This is a genomic window from Paenibacillus sp. JL3B1040 (genome assembly GCF_057063165.1).
Map to the genome: position 1 here is coordinate 2,578,522 of NZ_CM169317.1, position 20,897 is coordinate 2,599,418.

The window sequence follows — 20,897 nt, forward strand, 5'->3', positions numbered from 1 at the left end:
CTATGACAACTTCGTTTTCGAAGGTTCAAACCCGGATTTTTAGAGTACACTAGTAGTGTAAGCGGTTACCTAAAATTTGAAGGAAATAGGGGAGGTGCCGAACATGCTATCTTGGTTTAAAAAACGCAAGCCTGCCCGTGCCTTTGTCCCCGCTGCCATCCAGGTTACATTGGACGAAGTTCGACGCGCCGTGCTGCGTTACGAGGCCGACATGCCCGACGGCATTAACCGGCTATCGCTGCTTCTGCCGGACGGAAGCCTGGATATGAAACGCCTGTCGCGGTATTTGGGCGGGATTACCGATCAACGCTTTTTCTTGTCGAGGGAGACCTATGAAATATTTGCGGAAGAAGAACGCGAAATCCCGTACTATCTGGATCTGGTGCAAGCCGCCGTGGATAACTATGTCGAGGAGCAAGGCAAGCTTCCGGTGCTGAATGACTCGCGCCAGATGGAGGTCGATTGCCGCTTGTTGATGCGGGAGCATTATTTGAAGGAGCTGCCGCCGTTTCCGCTGTACATGACCGATCAAGAGATGATGCTGACCCATCGTCCCAAACAAGTGATCTAATGCATAATCTGACGCAAGAAGCGCATTTCCGGGGAGCCGGGGGTGCGTTTTTCATTTGACAGGTTGTTTTACAATAGAGAGAGACAACTGGGGAAAGTGGGGAAACCGGATTGCAACTGAAAGCCGTATTGTTTGACCTGGATAACACATTGATGGATCGCGACCACACGTTTCGCAGTTTCGCATCGCAATTGGTGCGGGAGTGCCTGGTGCCGATGGAAGAGACGCGCCGGGAAGCGCTGGTTGCCGAAATGATCGAACGCGATCGGGATGGGTACCGGCCGAAGGAAGGCTTCTTTCAGGAGCTGATCGATTGGCTGCCTTGGGAGAAGGAGACGACGCTGGAGGAACTGAAGGCATATTATGACCGACATTATATGACTCATGCGAAAGCGATGGATTATGCGGAGGATACCCTGCAGGCCTGCCGTGAGAAGGGACTTCGGCTCGGGATCATCACGAACGGGTACAGCCGTTTGCAGCATGCCAAAATCGATTTGCTGGGCCTGCGCCGGTTTTTCGATGCGATCGTCGTGTCCGGAGACGTGGAGATCCGCAAGCCGGATCCGCGGATTTACGATCTGGCGCTGGATCGGCTCGGCGCCTTGCCGGAAGAGGCGTTAATCGTCGGCGATCATCCCCGCAACGATATCTGGGGAGCGGCGCAGTCCGGGATGCGCGGCATTTGGCTGCGGCGCAAGCATGACTGGGACGAAACGCTGGAAGGCGGCAGACCCTGGCGGACGATTTCCGAGCTGAATGAAATCCCGGCGCTGCTGGAACAATACGAATTGGAGCCGTGCGGGACAGGAAAGGATTGACAAAGTCCGCCGTCATCCATTATGATGTGTACAAATTCTTATGAAGGAGGCTGTTATTTATGGTGAAGGTATTTGAAGTGCGCGTAAATACGGTCTCCTTGGCGGGAAAATAAAGCGCTGCATCTCACTCGAATCGCGGAAGTGGATTCGATTCATGAGCAAGCAGCGCGAAGCCGTGGGACCGTTATCACGCCCCGCGGCTTTTTTTGCGTCCGCCGTTCCCTTGAGGGGACGGCGGGAATCCGGGCACGGGTATGAAACGGCAGGGCGTCTTTAGACAAGGAGACGCCGGATTAAAGCCGATTCATACCCGATGCCCTGCTTTGAAGCCGTGGGACCGTCATCACGTCCCGCGGCTTTTTTGCGGCTGCGTGCAAGGCGCAGCAGCCGCAAGCCCAAAGACCGCCAAGGAGACGGAAGTCAAAATGTCGGAAGGTCACGTACCCATTTATTTAAGGGCATCACGCCCAAGGAGGAAACTGGCATTGAATTTACAGGAATTAGGATGGAACCCGGAGCGGGAGAAGGCGTTTCGCGAATCGGGTTTGGAGCAAGTCCGGCCGGGGCGAATTATCGCCGATCACGGTCACAAGTATCGGGTCGCCACGGAGCGGGGAGAAGGTTGGGCGGAAATGAGCGGCCGCTTGCAGTTTGACCTGGGCGAACGAAGCGAGTTCCCGGCGGTTGGAGACTGGGTCGCGCTGCGCTTCCTTGGCGAAACCGGCGGGGATGCCGTCATTCACGGTTTGCTTCCGCGCAGCAGTCGAATATCGCGGCGTGCAGCCGGCTCGGTGCCGACCGAACAAGTCGTAGCGGCCAATGTCGATCTGCTGTTTCTCGTCGCCGCGCTGAACCTGGATTTTAATCTTCGCCGGTTGGAGCGTTATCTGATCATGGCCTGGAACAGCGGAGCTTCGCCGGTTATCGTGCTGAGCAAGGCCGACCTGTGCGACGAGCCGGAGCGTTACGTCGCCGAAGCGGAATCGGTCGCCCCCGGCGTACCCGTGATTGCGGTCAGCGCTCTGGAGGATCTCGGCCGGGAGCAAGTGGACGCCTTGTTGAAGCCGGGGGTTACCGTCGCGCTGACCGGCTCCTCGGGGGCCGGAAAGTCGACGATTCTAAACTGGATGGCCGGGGAAGACGTGCAGAAGACCCAGGCTATCCGCGAGGACGACAGCCGGGGGCGGCATACGACGACGCACCGCGAGCTGTTCGTGTTGCCGCAAGGCGCGGTCATGATCGATACGCCGGGGATGCGCGAGCTGCAATTGTGGGATGACGACGGCGGCTGGTCCGAGGCGTTTGGCGACATCGAGGAGCTGGCGAAGGGATGCCGCTTCGGCGATTGCCGGCACCAGCGCGAGGCGGGCTGCGCCGTGAGGGAGGCGCTCCAAAACGGCCAGCTTGAGCGCAGGCGGTTCGAGAACTATCTGAAAACGCAGCGGGAGCTGAAGTTTCAGGCGGCCAAAGAGCAAACCCGCCAGCGCTCCGCGCGCGCCGCAACGTCGGGCAAAGCCGGTCGTCACGAGCCGCGGGGCAAAGGCGAACAGCGCAGGCGGTATGCCAGCGACTGGGAATAACGCCCGCCCCCACAAAAATAGCCGGTCAGGAGTTTCTCCTGGCCGGCTATTTTCACTGCTTTACTTCGGCTGCAGCGGCAGCCACTTCAACACATCTTGGATTTTTGCATCCCAGTAGCCCCACTCGTGCGAGCCCGGACCTTCTTCATAGGTGAGGGACAGGCCGGCACGGGCGCACGCTTTGCGGAACGTCTGATTGTCCTCGTACAGGAAATCCTCCGTGCCGCAGCATTGGTACAACCGGGGAACCGGCTTGCCTTCCTGCATGTCCTTGGCGAGCGGATCCAGCAGCGTCAGCAGATCGTTATCCGTGCCCTGCGGTCCGGATTCGCCGAAAATGCGCTGGAACAGCGGCAACAACTCTTGCTGTCTGCTCGCGATGTCGAGCGCGCCCGACAAGCTGGCGGCGGCGGCGAACATTTCCGGCTTGCGCAGCGCCAGCTTGAAGGCGCCGTAACCGCCCATCGACAACCCGGCGACGAACGTGTCCTCACGCCGCTCGGATAACGGGAAGAACGAGCGGCAAAGCAGCGGCAGCTCCTCGCTGACGAACGTCCAGTACCGGTTGCCGTGAGCCATATCCGCATAGAAGCTTAGATCGACCTGCGGCATCACCACGGCCAGTCCCATGCCCGAGACATACCGTTCGATGGAGGTGCGGCGCAGCCAGATGGAGTCGTCGTCCGACATGCCGTGCAGCAGATAGAGGGTTGGATACGGCCCGGCCACCCCAGGGGCGGACATGCCGATTTGCGATTGCGCGGGTTCCGGCAAAATGACGGTCATCGAGGTGCTCAGCCCCAACACTTCAGAGAAAAAACGACATTGAAACAGTGCCATAATGCTCATGCTCCTTTACTTCATGACGCTTCAGTCGAGCTTAAATGAAAGCGTTTGCCGAAGCGTTCACAGGAATGGATAAACAAAGCTTTTTACACTGACCATTATATCGCGAAAACCCGGAAATTAGGAATTCCCTGCAAACGCTTGACAAGAAATCGTGCTAAAATAGAAAGAACGGGTTAGTTCCAGGGCTGGAAAGTAACAACGCTGGGGGTGGATCAAGTGAATTTCCCCTGGAAAAGAAATCTGTACGTGCTGTGGCTTGGCGTGTTTTTTTGCAGCACCGCGTATTCCATGGTCATCCCGTTCATGTCCTTGTTTATCGCTCATGATCTCGGTGTGACCGAGCACTTGACCCTTTGGTCGGGGATTGCATTTGGCATCACTTTTTTGGCCGGCGCCTTAATCTCTCCCTACTGGGGATCGCTGTCGGACAAGTATGGCCGGAAGCCGATGCTGCTTCGTTCCGGGTTCGCCTTAAGCGCGGTGTATCTCCTTTACTTCTTCGTCAAAGATCCTTATCAGCTGATCGCCGTCCGTATTTTATCCGGTCTCTTGGCCGGTTATGTGCCTTCGGCCATCGCGCTGGTCGCGACCAATACGCCGGAGAAGCATGTCGGCTACTCGCTCGGGATCATGTCGACGGCCGGAGCGGCTGGAGGCATCATCGGGCCGCTGGTCGGCGGCTCGCTCAGCAAGTTTATCGGCTACCGCGAGTCGTTTTTGGCGTCGGGTTGCGTTGTGCTGATCTCGGCGCTGATCGCCTTGATCTTCGTGAAGGAGCAGAACTTCGACCGCAATCGCGAGCGTTCGCATGTGCTGGACGATCTCAAAGAAGCGTCGGCCAACCGGCCGCTGATGGGCAAGCTGTATGTCGTGCTTATCGTAACGGCATCGGTGATGGTGCTGGAACCGCTGCTGTCGCTGTATGTGCTCGACCTCGGCGCTTCGGCTTCCGACGCATCGTTCAGCTCGGGTATTATTTTCTCGGCGGTCGGGATCTCCACAGTGATCGCCGCGCCGTTCTGGGGCAAGATCGGAGAGCGGATCGGCTACCGCAATACGCTGATGATCGGGTTGATCGGCGGCGGGGTTGGCAATATTCTGCAGCATTTCTTTCATTCCCTGGTTGGCTTCGGGATGCTGCGCTTCGTTTACGGCTTGTTCTTCGCCGCCGTGTTCCCGGCTTTGAACGCCCTGATCGTGCAGTCCACCAAGCCGGAGTTTCGCGGGCGCGCGTTCAGCTTGAACCAGTCCGCCAGCCAGCTCGGCAATATGGTCGGACCAATCGCCGGCGGGGCGCTGGGCGGCTGGATATCCATCCCGGTGGTGTTTGTCCTCAACGGGGTGCTGCTGGCTTTAACGGCGGCGACGCTCCGGTTCAAACCGCTGTTCGGAAACGGCCGTTCGAAGGAACACGAACTTTCCGATTCGAAATGACAGATGAAATGAAAAAAGCTCCGTGCTTTCAGCGATAAGCTGGAGCACGGAGCTTTTTCTATTAACAGACGCGAGTAAATTAGTAGAGAGAAAGCGCAAGGGAGTCAAACTCGCTTTTGCTGTGCAAGATCGCTTCGGAACCCTCGATTTCAATGCTAATCAGGGAGTCAAGGCACTTCTTCAAGGCTTGCTTGCCGTTATAGAATTTGTACTCGAGCGCGCTCGTCAGCAATTTCAAAGTGCGCTGTACAGGCTGTTTGCTATCGACGTTGAAATAAACCGGGACCAGATTATCTTGGAAGTTGATCAAGATTTTCATAGGAATCACCTCTATACAGTGGTTTCATAGTACACATTGTAGAATAGAAAACTTAAAAAAAGATTAAGAAAACATTATGTTTAGATAAATGTTTGATGACATTGGGCAAAAACGGGACGGAAGTCGCGTTTGCCCATCTTTTACAACTAATACGGACCTCCGGATTAAAAAGTTTCATCCTCTATGAAAAATTGTGCTTCACCTCCTATTTTTATGGGTACAATGTAATAGATTGGCAAAAATTTCCGAGCATCGAGGAAACGAATAGTGGTATGATTACTGCATCGGAAGCGGGATATGGAATCGCCGGAACTAGTACAGGCCGTTAGGTCAAACTGCGGAAGCAAGACCCAATCTGAGGAGGTGGACGGATGTTGATATCGGATTCCCCCCGCAAGGAAAAAGTGGTGCTTCAAGCGAGCGAATGGCTGTATTTGGCGGAGCGGCTGGGTATAAATCGATGGCTGGATCCTCGCCATCCCTTTCATGTTTTTCTGCGGGAGATGCCGAACCCGGAAACCGGAGATGCAAGAGAGACGTTGAGAAGCAAGGGGTATATGGCGGAGACGGGACTAGGGGATCGGCTAAGCCTGCCGCTGCACGTCATGGACGATCTAGCTGCGGCATCCGCTGCAGGCAAAGCTTGCCGGTTGACCTATGCTTGCGGGAAGCGGACCTTCGAGGAGTATCTGCATATCACCGGCAATCAGATCATCCGCTTGGAGCGGTTGCCCGGGAAGGCGCACGGGTTGTCGATTGAACGGACAACCGGAGGAAGACTGCTAAGCGGGGCGCTGGCCGGCCGGATGAAATGGAACTCACGGACGCCTGGAGATCTCCCTGCTTTGATGATGTCCAAGAAGCAGTTTGACGCGGTCAAGAACCGATCGCGCGACTTGGATCCGCATCGTCTGGCCGCTCTTCTCGCCGGCATGACGGACGATGAGGAAGGCGGCATCGCCTTGGCCAGATGTATGAAGTCCCCGCTCGCGCAAGGGGAAATCCGGTTTTATGCGAACCGGGAAAAACGCTGGGAAATGCAGCAGATGGAGTTCATGAACAACACGCACATGAATTGGCTGATCCGATTTAGCGCAAAGGACGAGGAGGACTGGATGATCGCAACCCCCACGCCCCGTCAGCAATTTCAAGAGATCCTGCTGAAATGGTTCCGGCAACCGGCCGAAACCGAGTGAAACCAAAATTTAAATTTAAGGTGAACAGCTGTCTTATTAGGGGCAGCTGTTTTTGGTTTTGATGGATTGATTTTACCGTTAATAATGTGTATATTGTATATATACATTGATTACAAAACAATCAAGAAGGTGGAGCATGGATATTTTGCTTTCCCATTCCTCGGGCGAACCGATTTATTTGCAGATCGTTAGGCAAATCCGCGATGCGATCCTGCAAGGAAGACTGGCGCCGGGGACGGCGTTGCCTTCCATCCGCCAGTTGGCCAAGGATTTGCAGATCAGCGTCATCACGACGAAACGGGCTTACAACGAATTGGAGCAGGAAGGCTTGATCGATTCGGTCGTCGGCAAGGGTTCGTTCGTTTCCGGAGGGAATCAGGAGTTTATCCGGGAGCAGCGGCTCAGGGCGCTGGAAAGCAAGCTTCGGGAAATCCTGGAGGAATCCCGCAGCATCCCGTTGTCAACCGATGAGTTGATCGAGTGGATCAAACTGTTGGATCACGAAGAAGGAGGAGCATGAGGATGAATGCTTTGGAAGTGGAAGGTCTCGTTAAGCGTTACGGGGACTTTGCTTTGTCGGGATTAAGTTTTGCCGTGCCGCAAGGGTACATTACCGGGCTGATCGGTCCAAACGGAGCCGGAAAAAGTACGGTGATCAAGGCGATCATGGGCATGGTTTTGCCGGAGGAGGGGCGGATGACCGTACTGGGTCAGGCCGTCACGGGGAACGAAGGCGGCTACAAGCAGCAGATCGGGTACATTTCCGACGAGAATTTTTATTATGAGTATCTGACGATGGAACAAATGAAGCGGATCGTCGCTCCTTTTTACGATCGTTGGGACGAAGCTTTGTTCACCAAATACATGGAATTGTTCGAGCTGCCGAGACGCAAAAAAATCAAGGATTGCTCCAAAGGGATGAAGATGAAGTTTGCCATCGCCATGGCGCTGGCGCATCATCCGAAGCTGCTGATTATGGACGAGCCGACGGCGGGATTGGATCCGGTGTTTCGCCGCGAACTCCTCGATTTGCTGGCCGATTATATTTTGGATGAAAATAATACGATCCTGTTCTCCACCCATTTGACCACGGATCTCGATCGGGTCGCGGACTACGTGACGTTTCTGAACAAGGGGAAGCTGGTTTTTTCGGACGGGAAGGACGAGGTGCTGGAGCGTTATGTCCTCGTTAAGGGGAGCGGCGAACTCCTGGATCCGGACGTGCGCAGGGAACTGATCGGCGTTAGGGAAACGGCGGTCGGATTCGAAGCGCTGGCGAAGGACCGGGAGCGGGTTCGCGCCTTGTTTGGCGACAACGTGCTGCTGGAACGTCCTTCCCTGGAAGAGATCATGTATTATACGGCAAAAGGAGGAAGGGTCGCTCATGTCTAGTCTGATTCATTTGGTGCGCAAGGATATGTTGCTGATGCAGCGATATATTTGGTTGTTGGTCATTTATTCGATCGTGTTCTCCGGATTCGTGCAAACGGACAGTTCCCCTTTATACGGCATGCTGCCGGGCATGGTGCTGATTCTGGCACTGAATGCCGACATGCGGTTGTCCAGCCAACAATTTCTGGTTAACTTGCCGGTACGCCGCAGCTTCCTTGTTCTGTCCAAATACGCCTCCGCCTTGATGATGATGCTGCTCGCTTTCGTATTCTGCATGCTGGTAAACGCCGGAGCCAGCGCGTTTCATGGCCAGCCGGTCGCGATCAACCCGGGGCAAATGCTCGGCATCTTCTTCGCGCAGATTTTGTTTATGGCGATTTATATTCCGATCTACTACTGGCTTGGTTTGAACGGCGCGCAATATCTGAACGTGGCGATGATCATCGTCATCATGATCGGCAGCCAACTGGCCTCCGGTCTGCTGAGCGGGGAAGATACGCTGCTGCTGTCGTCGGCCGTCAAGGCGCATCCGGCAGCGGCCGGTTTTCTGGGCGTCGGGGTCGTCGGCTTGGCCGTCGTCGTTTCGTTTGCGGTGTCGCGAACGATCTTTGCCCGCCGGGATTTATAAACCGTGTTTGACTAAAAAGCACTCCAAAATGGGTAATCTGGATAGAGGCAGGATGAGATTTCGCCCAAGAACCCATTTTCATCTCAGGAGTGTGAAGCCATGACAAGCAATCAGACGACGAACCGCGAACGGTTCCGGGGGAAAACGGCGATCATCACCGGAGCCGGCTCCGGCATCGGCAAGGCGGCGGCGGTGAAACTGGCCGGCGAGGGGGCGCAAGTTGCGCTGTTCGATCTGCTGGACGAGCGCACGGAGCAGGCGGCGCGGGAAATCAACGCCATCCGTGAGGGTGCAGCCCGGGCGTTTGACGTCGATGTGGCGAACCCGGAGCGGGTCGAGCAGGCGGTTCGCGAAGCGGCCGAGCATTTCGGCGGCATCGACGTCGTGTTCGCCAATGCGGGCATCAACGGCAAGCTGGCGCCGGTCGAGGACTTAAGCTTCGAGGATTGGGAGAAGACGCTGAGCATCAATCTGACGGGGACGTTCCTGACCGTAAAATATACGGTTCCCTATCTAAAACAACGGGGCGGCGGGAGCATCATCATTACCAGCTCCATCAATGGCAACGATAAGTTTTCCGGCTTCGGGATGTCGGCTTACAGCACGACCAAAGCGGGGCAGGTGGCTTTTGCCAAAATGCTGGCCTTAGAGCTCGCTCAATTCAAAATCCGCGTAAACGCCATTAGTCCGGGCGCAATCTCCACCAACATCGACGCGTCGACGGAGAAATCCAAGGAGCTGCAGGAAATCGTCATTCCGGTCAAATATCCGGAGGGCTCGCAGCCTTTGGCGGACGGACCGGGGCAGCCGCAGAACGTCGCGGATCTCGTCGCATTTCTGGCCTCGGAGGAAGCGATCCACATCACCGGCGCCCGAATTGTCATCGACGGGGCAGAGTCGCTGTTATAACGGTTTTTTGCCTCGGGAGGAAGCATGATAAGACTATGAACGCTTTCGCAATTTGCGGAGGCGTTTTGTTTCTTTTGGCGGGTTTGGATTTGCGAATGCCGAGGAGGAATAAGCTGGCGGCTGTGGTATGATAGAGACAGAAAAAGGAGTGGAGGAGGGAGCCGGATGCTGTCATGGCTGGCGGAACAAAAAATTGCGGAAGCGATGGCGCGCGGGGAGTTCGATCATTTGCCCGGGAAGGGCAAGCCGCTGCACATAGAGGATTTGTCCGGGGTTCCCGAGGATTTGCGGATGGCTTATAAGCTGATGAAAAACGCCGGATACGTCCCGGAAGAAATCCAACTGCAGCAAGAGATGGTCCGGCTTAGCGACCTGCTTGCCGCCTGCGAGGACGGCCCGGAGAAGCAGGCTTTGAAGAAGCAACTGTCGGAGCAGCAGCTGCGGCTGAACCTGTTGGCCGACGAGCGCGGCCTGCGGACGAATCCGGCATTCTGTCAGTATGAAGAGGCGATCCGCCGGAAGCTGGAGTAGGGGCGATTCCGCCCGCCGGATGATTGCGACCGTCAGGTGTCGGGGAGGAGCCGCCGCACCATCGCTTCGGTCAAAATAAACGGCTCCCGCGAAATCCGGTCCAGCCGGAAGCCGGGGATCAGCGCTTTGGCCGACAGGGCTTCCGGACGGTCCAGCAGGCCGCTGATATAGGCGAGCCAGCCGATGACCGTCTCCGGCTTCGTGCCGGCGGCGCGCAGCGCGGAGATGCCGAGGTCGCCGTGGCGTTTGGCGAGCCGCCGCCCGTCCTCGCCGAGGATCAGCGGGGCATGGGCGAATGCCGGCGGCGTCAAGCCTAGCGCGGCGTAAAGGTGGAGCTGGCGGGGCGTGGAGTCGAGCAGATCGTCGCCGCGCAGCACATCGGTGATGCCCATCAGCGCATCGTCAACGGTGACCGCCAGTTGATACGAGTACATCCGGTCGGCCCGGCGCACCACAAAATCGCCGCCGCTTCCCGGCGGGAATGCCTGCGGCCCGGCGATGCCGTCGACGAAGCGGACGGCATCCGGCCCGATCGCAAACCGGAGCGACGGCTCTTTGTGCCGGGCTCGGCGCTCCCGCTCCTCCGGGCTTAAGCTGCGGCAGGTACCGGGATAAGCCGCCCCTTCCGAGGACAAGCCGTGCGGCGCACCGGCCACGGCCAACAGCTCCGCCCGGCTGCAGAAGCACGGGTACAGCCGTCCGTCCGCAGCAAGCTTCGCCAGCGCTTCTTCGTAGAATCCGGTACGCCGGCTCTGCAGATACGGCCCGGAAGCTTCCGAGGCGCCCGGCCCTTCGTCCCAATCCAGCCCCAACCAGCGAAGATCGGCGAGGATGCGTTCCGCGATCTCCGGCTTGGAGCGCTGGGTGTCGATATCTTCGATGCGCAGCACGAAGACCCCTCCGGCCGCGCGCATTTGCAGCCAGGACAGCAGCGCGATTTTGGCGTTGCCCAAATGCATGTCACCGGATGGCGTAGGCGCAAAACGTCCGCGTTTCATGAGGCTTCACTTCCTTGGATGATCGATTTCTTTTCTGCTGCAAAATGCGTGTTTATTTCAGGGATAGCTTACGGTTAACTTAAGCTTCTCATGACGCTTCGGACCGCGATCCTCTCTTTACAAGCGGGTTTCTTCGGGCTCTGAGGGGGCATTGCCGTCGTCTGTTGGGAGGGCACTGCCGATAGAGGGCGGCTGCCGCTTTTCGATTTCGATTTTGCGGATGCGGCTGTCTTCACGCTCCAGTACGGTAAACCGCAAATCCCCATGCCACAGCCGCGTTCCTTCTTGAATATCTAGGTCCTGCCCGTAAATCCAGCCGCCGATCGTATCCGCGTCCGCTTCCTCCAAATCGGCACCCAGCAAGTCGTTGATTAGCGAAATCGAAACTTTGCCGTCGACTATGAGGTGATTCGCCGCGATCTCCGTAATTTCCTGCTCTTCCTCGCTATCAAATTCATCCCGGATGTCCCCGACGATTTCCTCCAGAATGTCCTCGATCGTAACCATCCCGCTCGTTCCACCGTATTCGTCGATCAGTACGGCAATATGCGAACGTTCCGCCTGCATCTTGGTCAGCAGAGCCGGCAGGGGGATATTCTCCGAGACGGTCATTACGGGCCGGACCAGCGAAGTCAAAGGAACGTCCGCTTGATGCCCGGGGGCGAGAAATAACGACTTCGTATTGATGACGCCGATAATGTCGTCTTTATTTTGGCGGATGACAGGGAATCTCGTATATTGCTCCCGGCGAATGATCCGCAAATTTTCCTCGTACGACTTGGCCGCATCCAAACAGACCATATCGGTCCTCGGGACCATGATGTCTTTGGCCAACAGCTCATCGAAGGCGAAGATCCGGTTGACGAAGCTGTATTCGTTTTTGTTGATCTGGCCGCTTTCCAGGCTTTCGCTCAGCAGAAGCCGCAATTCCTCTTCGCTGCGCGCATCGCTCCAGTCCGCCGCAGGTTGAAGGCCAAGCAGCGAGACGATTCGCCGGGTGGAACGGTTGAGCAGCCAGAGGATCGGGGACAGCAAGACGGTAAATCCCAACAGCGGCCGGGCAACGGCCAAAACGACGGCTTCGCCGCGTTGGGCGGCCAGCACTTGCGGAACCAATCCGGCGAGCACGACATGCAGATAGGTAATTGACACGAAGGCGATCAGAAAGGAGAAGAAGGTTTCCACGGATGCGGATAAGGGCAGCCGGACGAACAGGGGCGCAAGCAGGCTGCGTACGGCCGGTTGGCCCAGCCAGCCGAGCATCAGCGAGTTGGCCGTAATCGCCAACTGGCAGGCCGACAACGCCGGATCGATCCGTTCCGACAAGGCGGCGAGGGCGGACGCGCCGCGGCGGCCTTCCCGCTGCCAAACTTGGATAGTCCACGGGTGCAGGGTTCGCAGCGAAGCTTCGATGACCACGAACAACGCGGTCAAGGCGATAAGCAGCAAAATGACGAACAGTTTGATCATAGCGTTTTTCCTCCAATCCCTTGCGTCTAGGTAACCGCTCCAACAGCCGTCATTGTCGACGATGAAAGGCCCACGCGCTCCACCCAGCTCATGTTGGCCGTCCTATCGACTGGGCTCGCGGGACTTGCTCCCTATGGTAAAATGTTTTCATAGTGTAACCCGTAAGGAGAGAATCATGACAAAGCTTCCTTTACCTATCGATGAAGTCATACCTGAACTGAAAACCGTGCTCGGCAGGGCGGGAACCGCCGTACTGCTGGCGGAGCCCGGGGCGGGCAAAACGACGCGGGTTCCGCTGTCGCTGCTCGGTGAGCGTTGGCTGGAGGGCCAGCGGATTTTGCTGCTGGAGCCGCGTCGTTTAGCGGCTCGCGCCGCCGCCGCGTATATGGCCTCCCAGCTTGGGGAACCGGTCGGCGAGACGGTCGGTTATCGAATGCGGGGCGACAGCCGGGTGTCGGCGAAGACGCGGATCACGGTGGTGACCGAAGGGATCTTAACGCGGATGCTGCAGCAGGACCCGGCGCTGCTCGGAACGGGTCTGGTCATTTTCGACGAATTTCATGAGCGCAGCCTGCATGCCGATCTTGGACTAGCTTTGGCTTGGCAAAGCCGCCAGCTGCTCCGCGACGATTTGCGGCTGCTGGTGATGTCGGCGACGCTGGATGCCGGACCGATCGCCGATTTGCTGGACGGTGCGCCGGTTGTCCAAAGCCGGGGAAGGATGTTCCCGGTGGAGACGGTGTATGCGCCGGGAGCGCCGAAGGAGCTGTTGGAGCGTACGGTCGAACGTGCGGTGTTCCGCGCACTTTCGGCGCACGAGGGCAGCGTGCTCGTGTTCTTGCCCGGCGCGCGGGAAATCCGCCGGGTCGAATCGCTGCTGGCGGGCGCGCTGCCGGCCGGCGTCATGTTGGCGCCGCTGTACGGCGCGCTGCCGCAAGCGGAGCAGCGGCGGGCGATCGAACCCGCGCCGGCGGGGCGGCGCAAAGTCGTGCTGGCGACGTCGATCGCCGAGTCGAGCCTGACCGTGGACGGCGTGGCGGTGGTGATCGACAGCGGCCTCCGCCGCACGTCGTTGTTTTCGCCGCGCACCGGCATGAGCCGGCTCGTGACGGTGCACGCGGCCCGCGACTCCGCCGACCAGCGGCGGGGGCGCGCCGGGCGGACGGCGCCCGGCGTGTGCTACCGTCTCTGGAGCGAGGCGGAGGACCGCCATCTTGCGGCGCGGACGCCGCCGGAGATGCTCGAGGCGGACCTCGCGCCGCTCGCGCTGGAGCTGGCGGCGTGGGGCGCCGCCGCGCCGGAAGAGCTGGCGTGGCTCGATGCGCCGCCACCGGCGCCGTACGCGCGCGCTGTCCAGCTGCTGCGCCAGCTGGACGCGCTGGATGCGGCCGGGCGCATCACCGCCCACGGCCGCCGCATGGCCGCGCTCGGGCTGCACCCGCGCCTGGCGCATATGCTCCTGCGGGCGCGCGAGCTTGGGCTCGGCGCGCCGGCCTGCGCGCTGGCCGCGCTGCTCGAAGAGCGCGACCTGCTGCGCTGGCCGGCCGGCCGCGACGCGGACCTGCGCGGCCGGCTGGCGCTGGTGCTGGCCGCGTCCGGCCGCGCGGCCGGGGCCCCGGGCTCCCGTGGCGGGAGCGGCCTGGCGGCCGCCGCGGCGCAGGAGCCCGGGGCCGACGGGCTGCGGCGCGTCGCCGCGCTCGCCCGCCAGTGGGAGCAGCGGCTCGCCGAGCTGGAGCGGCTCGCATCGGCGGAGCCGGCCAGCGATGCCTCGCCCGGCTCGCCCGATTCGTCCGCCGCGCTCGGCGGACCGGTCGTCCCCGGGGCCGAGGACGACCCCGATTTCGAGCCGCCGGCCAGCGAAGAGGAGGCCGGCGACGGGCTCGCCGATCAGGCGCCGCCTTCCGCGGCGATTCGTACCAACTCAACTCCATCCATCCGCGCGGCCTCCGCCTCCGTTCAGCCGGAACTTGACCGCTGCTGCGGTTTGCTCGTTTCGTTCGCCTATCCCGATCGGATCGCCATTCGCCGCCCGGACGGTCGGTATCTAATGCGGAACGGTCGGGGCGCCCAACTGCTCCTTAAGGACTCGCTGGGCTTCTCGCCGTTCCTGGCGATCGCCGAGGTCGACGACGAGGGGACGGAAGGGCGCATTCTGCTGGCGGCGCCGCTCGACGAAGAGGAGGTATACCGCCATCACGGGGCGGACATCGCCGAGGAGCGAAGCGCGGAATGGGATGACGCTTCCGGTACGGTGCGGGCGAGAATCCGCCGGACACTCGGCGCGATCGTGTTGCGGGAGCAGCCGGATCCCTCCCCCGGACCCGAGCAGATGACGCAGGCGCTGCTCAATGCGGTCGCCGCCAAAGGCGTTGCCATCCTGCCGTGGACGGAGAAGGCCCGCAAGCTGCAGGAGCGGCTGATGTTCTTGCACCGCCTGAACCGGGAGTGGCCGGATGTCTCCGACGAAACGCTGGCAGCGACCGCCGAAGTGTGGTTGGCGCCGTATTTGTCCGGCGTCCGCAAGCGGGCGGACTTGCAGGCGCTATCGCTATACGGCATGCTGGAGAACATGCTGACATGGCCGCAGCAGCGGGAGTTAAACGCGGAAGCGCCAACGCACCTGCTTGTCCCCAGCGGTTCGAAAATCCAGGTGCATTACGACGGGCCTCAAGCCCCCTACGCCGCCGTACGTCTTCAAGAAGTGTTCGGCATGATGGAAACGCCGCGGATCGGGTTCGGGCGGGTTCCGATCACGCTGCATTTGTTATCGCCGGCCAGCCGGCCGGTTCAGGTGACCGCGGACCTGCGCAATTTTTGGCAAAACACGTATTTCGAGGTAAAAAAAGATCTGAAAGGCCGTTACCCCAAGCATTATTGGCCGGATGACCCGCTTCAGGCGACCGCAACCCGGAAAGTGCGGCCGGATGGACAACGTTAGACCTCGACCAAACTTCAACGTTTCCCGACAAAATGAAGTTGAAAAATCGAATACATGGACCTAACCGTGGGCAATCCCATACCGTAAACGCGGCGATCTTGAGAGATCGCTGCGTTTTTTTGCAGTACGCCCAGCATGGGCGTCATCTCTAGGGTGAAAGTCCCGAACGGGGGCTGGCGAGCGCCTACCGTAGCCAAGGGCAAGGGTGTCCGTCGCGAGACGGAATCCGGAGGAAGCCGGAGGCAAAAGCACGGGCCAAGGTACACGAACTGGATTTGAGGCAGGATGAGTCGGATGAGTTGCCTGCACACGACGAAATCCAAAGCCGCCAAGGGCTCATCTTGTAAACTCCAGTGGTCGCGGGCGGAAAGATGACGTTCTTATCTGGGGAGGCCTGCGGGAGGAAAAAAAAAAAAAGAGCGAAGTTCCTTCGTAACCACAGTCGGGAGGCTGTGCTGAACCCGCAGGAGTCAGCAGAGGCCATAGTACGGGAGTACGGGACGCTGGAAACCGGAAGGGCCGAACCGAAAGGAGAGAGGAAACCGATGCGTTCGCGCGAAGAGCAAAGACAGCCGAATATCCCGAAAGGGAGCTGCCAGCAAAGAGAAGCGGTGAAGCCGCCAGGGTATGCTGGAGTGCCGAGTTCTTCGACGGCACAAATCGCCCCTTCCTCTCGCAAAGACCAGAACGACTTGTTGGAGCGAATGCTCGAAGGAGGAAACCTCCGACTCGCCTATAAGCGAGTGGTACAAAACGGGGGAGCTCCCGGCGTGGACGGTGTAACGGTAGCGGAGCTACAGGCCTACCTGAAAACATACTGGGAAACGGTGAAAGCCGAACTTCTAACGGGGACGTACAGACCGCTGCCCGTCAGACGGGTGGAAATTCCCAAACCCGGAGGCGGCCTGCGGCCGCTCGGCATCCCGACCGTGATGGACCGGTTCCTTCAACAAGCACTTCTGCAAGTGATGAACCCGATTTTCGATGCCCACTTCTCATGGTACAGCTACGGCTTTAGACCGGGGAAGAGAGCACACGATGCCGTGAAGCAAGCCCAGCGATATATCCAAAGCGGTCTGCGATGGGTCGTAGATATGGACTTGGAGAAGTTCTTTGACCGGGTGAACCACGACATTCTCATGGCAAGAGTGGCGAGGAGAGTGACAGACAAGCGAGTCTTGAAGCTGATTCGAGCTTACCTGGAAGCCGGAATGATGGAAGGTGGCGTCTGCCAGAAGACGGACGAGGGAACCCCGCAAGGCGGCCCGCTAAGTCCGCTTCTGGCGAACATCTTACTCGATGATCTGGACAAAGAACTGACAAAGAGGGGACTGAGGTTTGTTCGTTACGCGGACGACTGCAACATCTTTGTAGCGAGCAGGCGAGCAGGGGAACGCGTTATGGAATCGGTGATTCGCTTCGTGGAAGGCAAGCTGAAATTGAAAGTGAATCGGGATAAGAGCGCGGTAGACCGTCCGTGGAACCGAAAGTTCCTGGGATTTAGTTTCCTGTCGAACTCACAGGCAACGATTCGTCTAGCTCCTAAAACGATCTCCCGGTTCAAGGAGAAAATCCGGGAGTTAACGAACCGTACCCGGCCCATGGCGATGGAAGAACGGATTCTGAAATTGAACCGATACCTTATGGGCTGGATGGGATACTTTCGGCTAGCCTCAGCGAAGGGGCACTGCGAAAGATTCGACCAGTGGATTCGAAGAAGACTCCGAATGTGCCTTTGGAAACAATGGAAACGGGTACGAACCCGTCTCCGAGAGTTACGTGCTCTTGGCGTTCCGGGATGGGCTGCCTTTAAGATGGCCAACTCACGAAGGGGAGCCTGGGAAATGTCCAGAAACACAAATAATGCCCTTCCGACTTCCTACTGGGAAGCAAAAGGGCTCAAAAGCTTGCTTTCTCGTTATTTGGAACTTTGTTAACCTTTTGGAACGCATGTACGGTGGTGTGAGAGGACGGGGGCTAGCCGCCCCCTCCTACTCGATTTTTGCGAACCGCGAATTCGATTAAATAATAGAAATTTATCCTTTAATCGCCAAATCTATTATGATTTAATAGATTTGTAAGCGTTCCAAAGATTTCCTTTTGGCGCCGGGACAAGCTTTGGGGGCTTACGGGGATGAAGTGTGCTGTTGATTGCTGGGAGGTGATCGGCTGCGGCAGGCAGAGAAGAGACCAAGTCAGGAATCCAACCCAATGGGGATTCAAGAGGAAAGGTGAGTTGCTGACGAAGACGCAAGACCCGTGTCTCGGGCCCGATCGGGATGATTCAGCCAGAGTTCTTGCTGCTAGTTTTATTGCATTCCAATTTCGATGTGAAAGAGAGGGGTTTAGTGATGCATTCGATAAGAACCCGAAGTTTCGCCAAGAAGTGGAAGCTGTTTACCATGACCTGTCTCGCCGTATCTCTGCTGCTCCCGGGAGGACTGCTCCAACCGAAAGCCGCCGAGGCAGCCGACCCCTATAAAATCGTCGCCTATTATCCGTCTTGGGGGGCGTATGCTCGCAATTTTAATGTTTTTGATATCGACGCCTCCCAAATCACCCATATCAATTATGCTTTTGCCGATATTGCCTGGGACGGCCGGCACGGCAATCCGGACCCGACCGGGCCGAATCCGGTAACCTGGCCGACGCAGGACGAGAAAGGGCAGACGATCAACGTACCTAACGGCACGATCGTATTAGGCGATCCCTGGATCGATACCGGCAAGCAATTTCCCGGCGACACCTGGGATCAGCCGATCGCCGGAAACATCCATCAATTGAATAAGCTGAAGCAAGCGAACCCGCACCTGAAGACGATCATCTCGGTGGGCGGGTGGACTTGGTCCAACCGGTTCAGCGATGTGGCCGCCAGCCAAGTTACGAGGGAAACGTTCGCCAACTCGGCCGTCGACTTCCTGCGCAAGTTCAATTTCGACGGCATCGATTTGGACTGGGAGTATCCGGTTGCCGGAGGTTTGCCCGGCAATAGCTATCGTCCGGAGGATAAGCAGAACTATACGAAGCTGCTGCAGGAAATTCGGAACAAGTTGAATGCGGCCGGAGCCGTCGACGGCAAAAGATATTTGCTGACGATCGCGTCGGGGGCTTCGCCTTCCTTCGTCAGCAATACGGAGCTTGGCAATATCGCCTCTATCGTCGACTGGATCAATATCATGACTTATGACTTCAACGGCGGCTGGCAGCAGATTACAGCCCACAATGCGCCGCTGTACTACGATCCGGCGGCAGGCAGTGCCGGCGTGCCCAGCGCCTCGGCATTCAATGCCGACGCCGCGGTGCAAGGCCACTTGAACGCCGGTGTACCCGCGAACAAATTGGTGCTTGGCATTCCGTTCTACGGCCGCGGCTGGGATGGCGTGAACAATGCGGGCAACGGGCAGTACCAGAGTGCCAGCGGGGCTTCGTCCGTCGGAACCTGGGAAGCCGGCTCGTTTGATTACTACGACCTGGAAGCCAACTATATCAATAAAAACGGGTATACCCGTTATTGGAACGATACGGCCAAAGTTCCTTACCTGTACAATCCGTCCAATCGGCGTTTCATCACCTATGACGATTCGCAGTCGATCGGCTTTAAAACCGACTATATCAAGAACCACGGCCTGGCCGGCGCGATGTTCTGGGAGCTTAGCGGCGACCGCAACAAAACGCTGCAAACGAAGCTGAGAAGCGATCTGGGCGGCGGCGTAACGCCTCCGGGAGATACGATCGCTCCATCCGCGCCAACCGGCGTAACGGCCGCCTCCAAAACGGCCAACTCCGTAACGCTAACCTGGCAGCCTTCGTCCGATAATGTGGGCGTCGTCGGTTACGACATTTTCCGGAACGGAGCGCAAGCGGACAGCGTAACGGGGACGACGGCAACGATCGGCGGGCTTGCGCCGACCACGGCGTATACCTTTACGGTTGTCGCTCGGGACGCTGCCGGCAATGTCTCGCCGCCCAGCGCACCGCTCACGGTAACAACCGAGCCGGGAGGCAATACGGGCGACACGATCGCTCCGACCGCACCGGGCAACCTTACGGTGACGGCCAAAACTTCGTCCAGCGTCAGCCTGGCTTGGAGCGCTTCGACCGATAACGTGGGCGTGACCGCCTACGAGGTGTATAACGGCGACCAACTGGCCACGACCGTAACCGGGACGACGGCAACGATCAGCGGCCTTGCGCCATCGACTTCCTATACGTTTACCGTTAAGGCGAAGGATGCGGCCGGAAACAGTTCGGCCGCCAGCAGCGCAGTAACCGTAATGACGGATCCGGCAGGGACCGACCCGGCGGCGTGGGCGCCTTACACCGCATACGCCGTCAATCAACTTGTGACGTATAACGGTGTAACCTATAAAGTGATTCAAGCCCACACCTCGCTGCCCGGTTGGGAACCGGACAAAGTGCCGGCCTTGTTCCAGGCGCAATGAAGCCGAGAAACCCTGGACTTCCCGAAAAATTGACATTGCGTGAACGCTTTCAATTTTTCTATTGACGCTTGACAAAGCTTGAATTATTATAGTCACATAACCGAAAACCAAATGACTTTTGGCGTGTTACCGTTGATCCAAATGGGCATGAGCCAAGGAAAGCAGACCTATCTTTTATAGGCCTCTTTTCTTGGCTCTTATTTTTTTGCGCCCATTTCCACCGGTGCTTCGGATTAGGCATATCGTACTCGCAAATTTGCCAGAATATAGGTAGAAAGTTAGGAGGAGAGCCATTTGTTCACAAAATGGAGAAAGAAAAACACCGAGAGTAAAAGATTAGAGATCCTGTCGCCGTTGACCGGGGAAGCCGTGCCGTTAACTCAAGTGCCGGATGAAGCGTTCGCCGGGGGCCATATGGGGCCGGGATTGGCGGTTGAACCTAGCGAGGGGCGATTGGTGGCCCCGTTTGACGGCAAAATCGTTCATGTGATCAAAAGCAGCCATGCGGTGATGATAGAGCATCCGTCCGGCCTGCAGTTTCTGTTCCATCTTGGGATCAATACGGTGTCGCTCAAAGGCGAGGGCTTTACCGCCCATGTGACCGTAGGAGATACCGTGAAAGCGGGTCAACTGCTGATCGAGTTCGATCTCGCGGGCATTCGCGAAGCCGGTTATCCGGCGATCTCGCCAATCATAGTAACAAACGCCGGAGAAGTGACGAACAGCGTGGAAACGATCACCGGTCCTGTGACGGCAGGCGGCAGCGTCATTTTAAAGGCGGTTTTACAATAAAAATTCATAAGTCAAGGAAAGGATGGT

General features: G+C 58.0%; 18 protein-coding genes. 14 read left to right on the forward strand and 4 right to left on the reverse strand.

Going from position 1 to position 20,897, the window contains the following annotated elements:
- Window positions 1-103 precede the first annotated feature (103 nt).
- The 3 genes from ACZF99_RS11520 (at window position 104) to rsgA (ending at window position 2,972) form a co-directional block, all read left to right on the forward strand.
- On the forward strand, window positions 104-571 hold the full coding sequence (locus tag ACZF99_RS11520) for a DUF3939 domain-containing protein (protein WP_483611880.1): 468 nt from the start codon (window positions 104-106) through the stop codon (window positions 569-571).
- A 110-nt stretch (window positions 572-681) separates the two neighbouring features.
- Complete coding sequence (locus tag ACZF99_RS11525; protein ID WP_483611882.1) at window positions 682-1,392, forward strand: HAD family hydrolase; 711 nt, start codon at window positions 682-684, stop codon at window positions 1,390-1,392.
- Between the two features lie 485 nt (window positions 1,393-1,877).
- Window positions 1,878-2,972: a ribosome small subunit-dependent GTPase A gene (rsgA, locus tag ACZF99_RS11530; protein WP_483611884.1), complete on the forward strand. Its 1,095-nt coding sequence runs from the start codon at window positions 1,878-1,880 to the stop codon at window positions 2,970-2,972.
- Between the two features lie 60 nt (window positions 2,973-3,032).
- Here the strand turns inward: rsgA and ACZF99_RS11535 are convergent, their stop codons facing one another.
- On the reverse strand, window positions 3,033-3,812 hold the full coding sequence (locus tag ACZF99_RS11535) for an alpha/beta hydrolase (RefSeq protein ID WP_483611886.1): 780 nt from the start codon (window positions 3,810-3,812) through the stop codon (window positions 3,033-3,035).
- A gap of 225 nt (window positions 3,813-4,037) precedes the next feature.
- Here ACZF99_RS11535 and ACZF99_RS11540 point away from each other — a divergent pair, with 225 nt between their 5' ends.
- The gene (locus ACZF99_RS11540; RefSeq protein WP_483611888.1) at window positions 4,038-5,255 is read left to right on the forward strand and encodes an MFS transporter; all 1,218 of its coding nucleotides are present in this window, start codon (window positions 4,038-4,040) and stop codon (window positions 5,253-5,255) included.
- Window positions 5,256-5,334: 79 nt separating this feature from the next.
- Here the strand turns inward: ACZF99_RS11540 and ACZF99_RS11545 are convergent, their stop codons facing one another.
- A complete protein-coding gene (locus tag ACZF99_RS11545; protein ID WP_483611890.1) occupies window positions 5,335-5,574 on the reverse strand; it encodes a hypothetical protein in 240 nt (79 codons plus the stop codon).
- A 371-nt stretch (window positions 5,575-5,945) separates the two neighbouring features.
- Here ACZF99_RS11545 and ACZF99_RS11550 point away from each other — a divergent pair, with 371 nt between their 5' ends.
- The 6 genes from ACZF99_RS11550 (at window position 5,946) to ACZF99_RS11575 (ending at window position 10,230) form a co-directional block, all read left to right on the forward strand.
- Window positions 5,946-6,770: a hypothetical protein gene (locus ACZF99_RS11550; RefSeq protein WP_483611892.1), complete on the forward strand. Its 825-nt coding sequence runs from the start codon at window positions 5,946-5,948 to the stop codon at window positions 6,768-6,770.
- Window positions 6,771-6,906: 136 nt separating this feature from the next.
- Entirely contained in the window at window positions 6,907-7,290 is a 384-nt protein-coding gene (locus ACZF99_RS11555; protein WP_483611894.1) for a GntR family transcriptional regulator, read from the forward strand.
- 2 nt (window positions 7,291-7,292) lie between these two features.
- Window positions 7,293-8,162, forward strand: a complete 870-nt coding sequence (locus ACZF99_RS11560; RefSeq protein WP_483611896.1) for an ABC transporter ATP-binding protein — start codon at window positions 7,293-7,295, stop codon at window positions 8,160-8,162.
- On the forward strand, window positions 8,155-8,790 hold the full coding sequence (locus tag ACZF99_RS11565; protein ID WP_483611898.1) for an ABC-2 transporter permease: 636 nt from the start codon (window positions 8,155-8,157) through the stop codon (window positions 8,788-8,790). Before ACZF99_RS11560 ends, ACZF99_RS11565 begins: the two co-directional genes overlap by 8 nt.
- A 99-nt stretch (window positions 8,791-8,889) precedes the next feature.
- Window positions 8,890-9,699, forward strand: coding sequence for an SDR family oxidoreductase (locus ACZF99_RS11570; RefSeq protein ID WP_483611900.1), 810 nt, complete (start codon window positions 8,890-8,892; stop codon window positions 9,697-9,699).
- Between the two features lie 165 nt (window positions 9,700-9,864).
- Complete coding sequence (locus ACZF99_RS11575; protein ID WP_483611902.1) at window positions 9,865-10,230, forward strand: DnaJ family domain-containing protein; 366 nt, start codon at window positions 9,865-9,867, stop codon at window positions 10,228-10,230.
- 32 nt (window positions 10,231-10,262) lie between these two features.
- On the opposite strand, the gene gluQRS is transcribed toward ACZF99_RS11575, so the two are convergent.
- Together gluQRS and ACZF99_RS11585 are read right to left on the reverse strand one after the other, a co-directional pair.
- Complete coding sequence (gluQRS, locus tag ACZF99_RS11580) at window positions 10,263-11,228, reverse strand: tRNA glutamyl-Q(34) synthetase GluQRS (RefSeq protein ID WP_483611904.1); 966 nt, start codon at window positions 11,226-11,228, stop codon at window positions 10,263-10,265.
- Between the two features lie 117 nt (window positions 11,229-11,345).
- Complete coding sequence (locus ACZF99_RS11585) at window positions 11,346-12,698, reverse strand: hemolysin family protein (RefSeq protein WP_483611906.1); 1,353 nt, start codon at window positions 12,696-12,698, stop codon at window positions 11,346-11,348.
- A gap of 175 nt (window positions 12,699-12,873) precedes the next feature.
- Between ACZF99_RS11585 and hrpB the strand changes: the two genes are divergently transcribed.
- From hrpB to ACZF99_RS11605, 4 genes are all read left to right on the forward strand, one after another.
- Complete coding sequence (gene hrpB, locus ACZF99_RS11590; RefSeq protein ID WP_483611908.1) at window positions 12,874-15,636, forward strand: ATP-dependent helicase HrpB; 2,763 nt, start codon at window positions 12,874-12,876, stop codon at window positions 15,634-15,636.
- A 545-nt stretch (window positions 15,637-16,181) separates the two neighbouring features.
- Entirely contained in the window at window positions 16,182-17,573 is a 1,392-nt protein-coding gene (gene ltrA, locus ACZF99_RS11595; protein ID WP_483611910.1) for a group II intron reverse transcriptase/maturase, read from the forward strand.
- Between the two features lie 414 nt (window positions 17,574-17,987).
- Window positions 17,988-20,078 carry a glycosyl hydrolase family 18 protein gene (locus tag ACZF99_RS11600; protein ID WP_483611912.1) on the forward strand — a complete coding sequence of 697 codons (2,091 nt, stop codon included), beginning with the start codon at window positions 17,988-17,990 and terminating at the stop codon, window positions 20,076-20,078.
- Window positions 20,079-20,372: 294 nt separating this feature from the next.
- Window positions 20,373-20,870, forward strand: a complete 498-nt coding sequence (locus ACZF99_RS11605; protein WP_483611914.1) for a PTS sugar transporter subunit IIA — start codon at window positions 20,373-20,375, stop codon at window positions 20,868-20,870.
- Window positions 20,871-20,897 lie beyond the last annotated feature (27 nt).

Excerpts from the sequence above, each read along its gene's own strand:
- ACZF99_RS11575 (WP_483611902.1), top strand. The coding sequence starts at position 9,865 with ATGCTGTCATGGCTGGCGGAACAAAAAATTGCGGAAGCGATGGCGCGC.
- ACZF99_RS11585 (WP_483611906.1), bottom strand. The coding sequence starts at position 12,698 with ATGATCAAACTGTTCGTCATTTTGCTGCTTATCGCCTTGACCGCGTTG.
- ACZF99_RS11555 (WP_483611894.1), top strand. The coding sequence starts at position 6,907 with ATGGATATTTTGCTTTCCCATTCCTCGGGCGAACCGATTTATTTGCAG.
- ACZF99_RS11545 (WP_483611890.1), bottom strand. The coding sequence starts at position 5,574 with ATGAAAATCTTGATCAACTTCCAAGATAATCTGGTCCCGGTTTATTTC.
- gluQRS (WP_483611904.1), bottom strand. The coding sequence starts at position 11,228 with ATGAAACGCGGACGTTTTGCGCCTACGCCATCCGGTGACATGCATTTG.
- ACZF99_RS11560 (WP_483611896.1), top strand. The coding sequence starts at position 7,293 with ATGAATGCTTTGGAAGTGGAAGGTCTCGTTAAGCGTTACGGGGACTTT.
- hrpB (WP_483611908.1), top strand. The coding sequence starts at position 12,874 with ATGACAAAGCTTCCTTTACCTATCGATGAAGTCATACCTGAACTGAAA.
- ACZF99_RS11565 (WP_483611898.1), top strand. The coding sequence starts at position 8,155 with ATGTCTAGTCTGATTCATTTGGTGCGCAAGGATATGTTGCTGATGCAG.
- ACZF99_RS11550 (WP_483611892.1), top strand. The coding sequence starts at position 5,946 with ATGTTGATATCGGATTCCCCCCGCAAGGAAAAAGTGGTGCTTCAAGCG.
- ACZF99_RS11570 (WP_483611900.1), top strand. The coding sequence starts at position 8,890 with ATGACAAGCAATCAGACGACGAACCGCGAACGGTTCCGGGGGAAAACG.
- ACZF99_RS11520 (WP_483611880.1), top strand. The coding sequence starts at position 104 with ATGCTATCTTGGTTTAAAAAACGCAAGCCTGCCCGTGCCTTTGTCCCC.
- ACZF99_RS11600 (WP_483611912.1), top strand. The coding sequence starts at position 17,988 with ATGCATTCGATAAGAACCCGAAGTTTCGCCAAGAAGTGGAAGCTGTTT.
- ACZF99_RS11535 (WP_483611886.1), bottom strand. The coding sequence starts at position 3,812 with ATGGCACTGTTTCAATGTCGTTTTTTCTCTGAAGTGTTGGGGCTGAGC.
- ltrA (WP_483611910.1), top strand. The coding sequence starts at position 16,182 with ATGCGTTCGCGCGAAGAGCAAAGACAGCCGAATATCCCGAAAGGGAGC.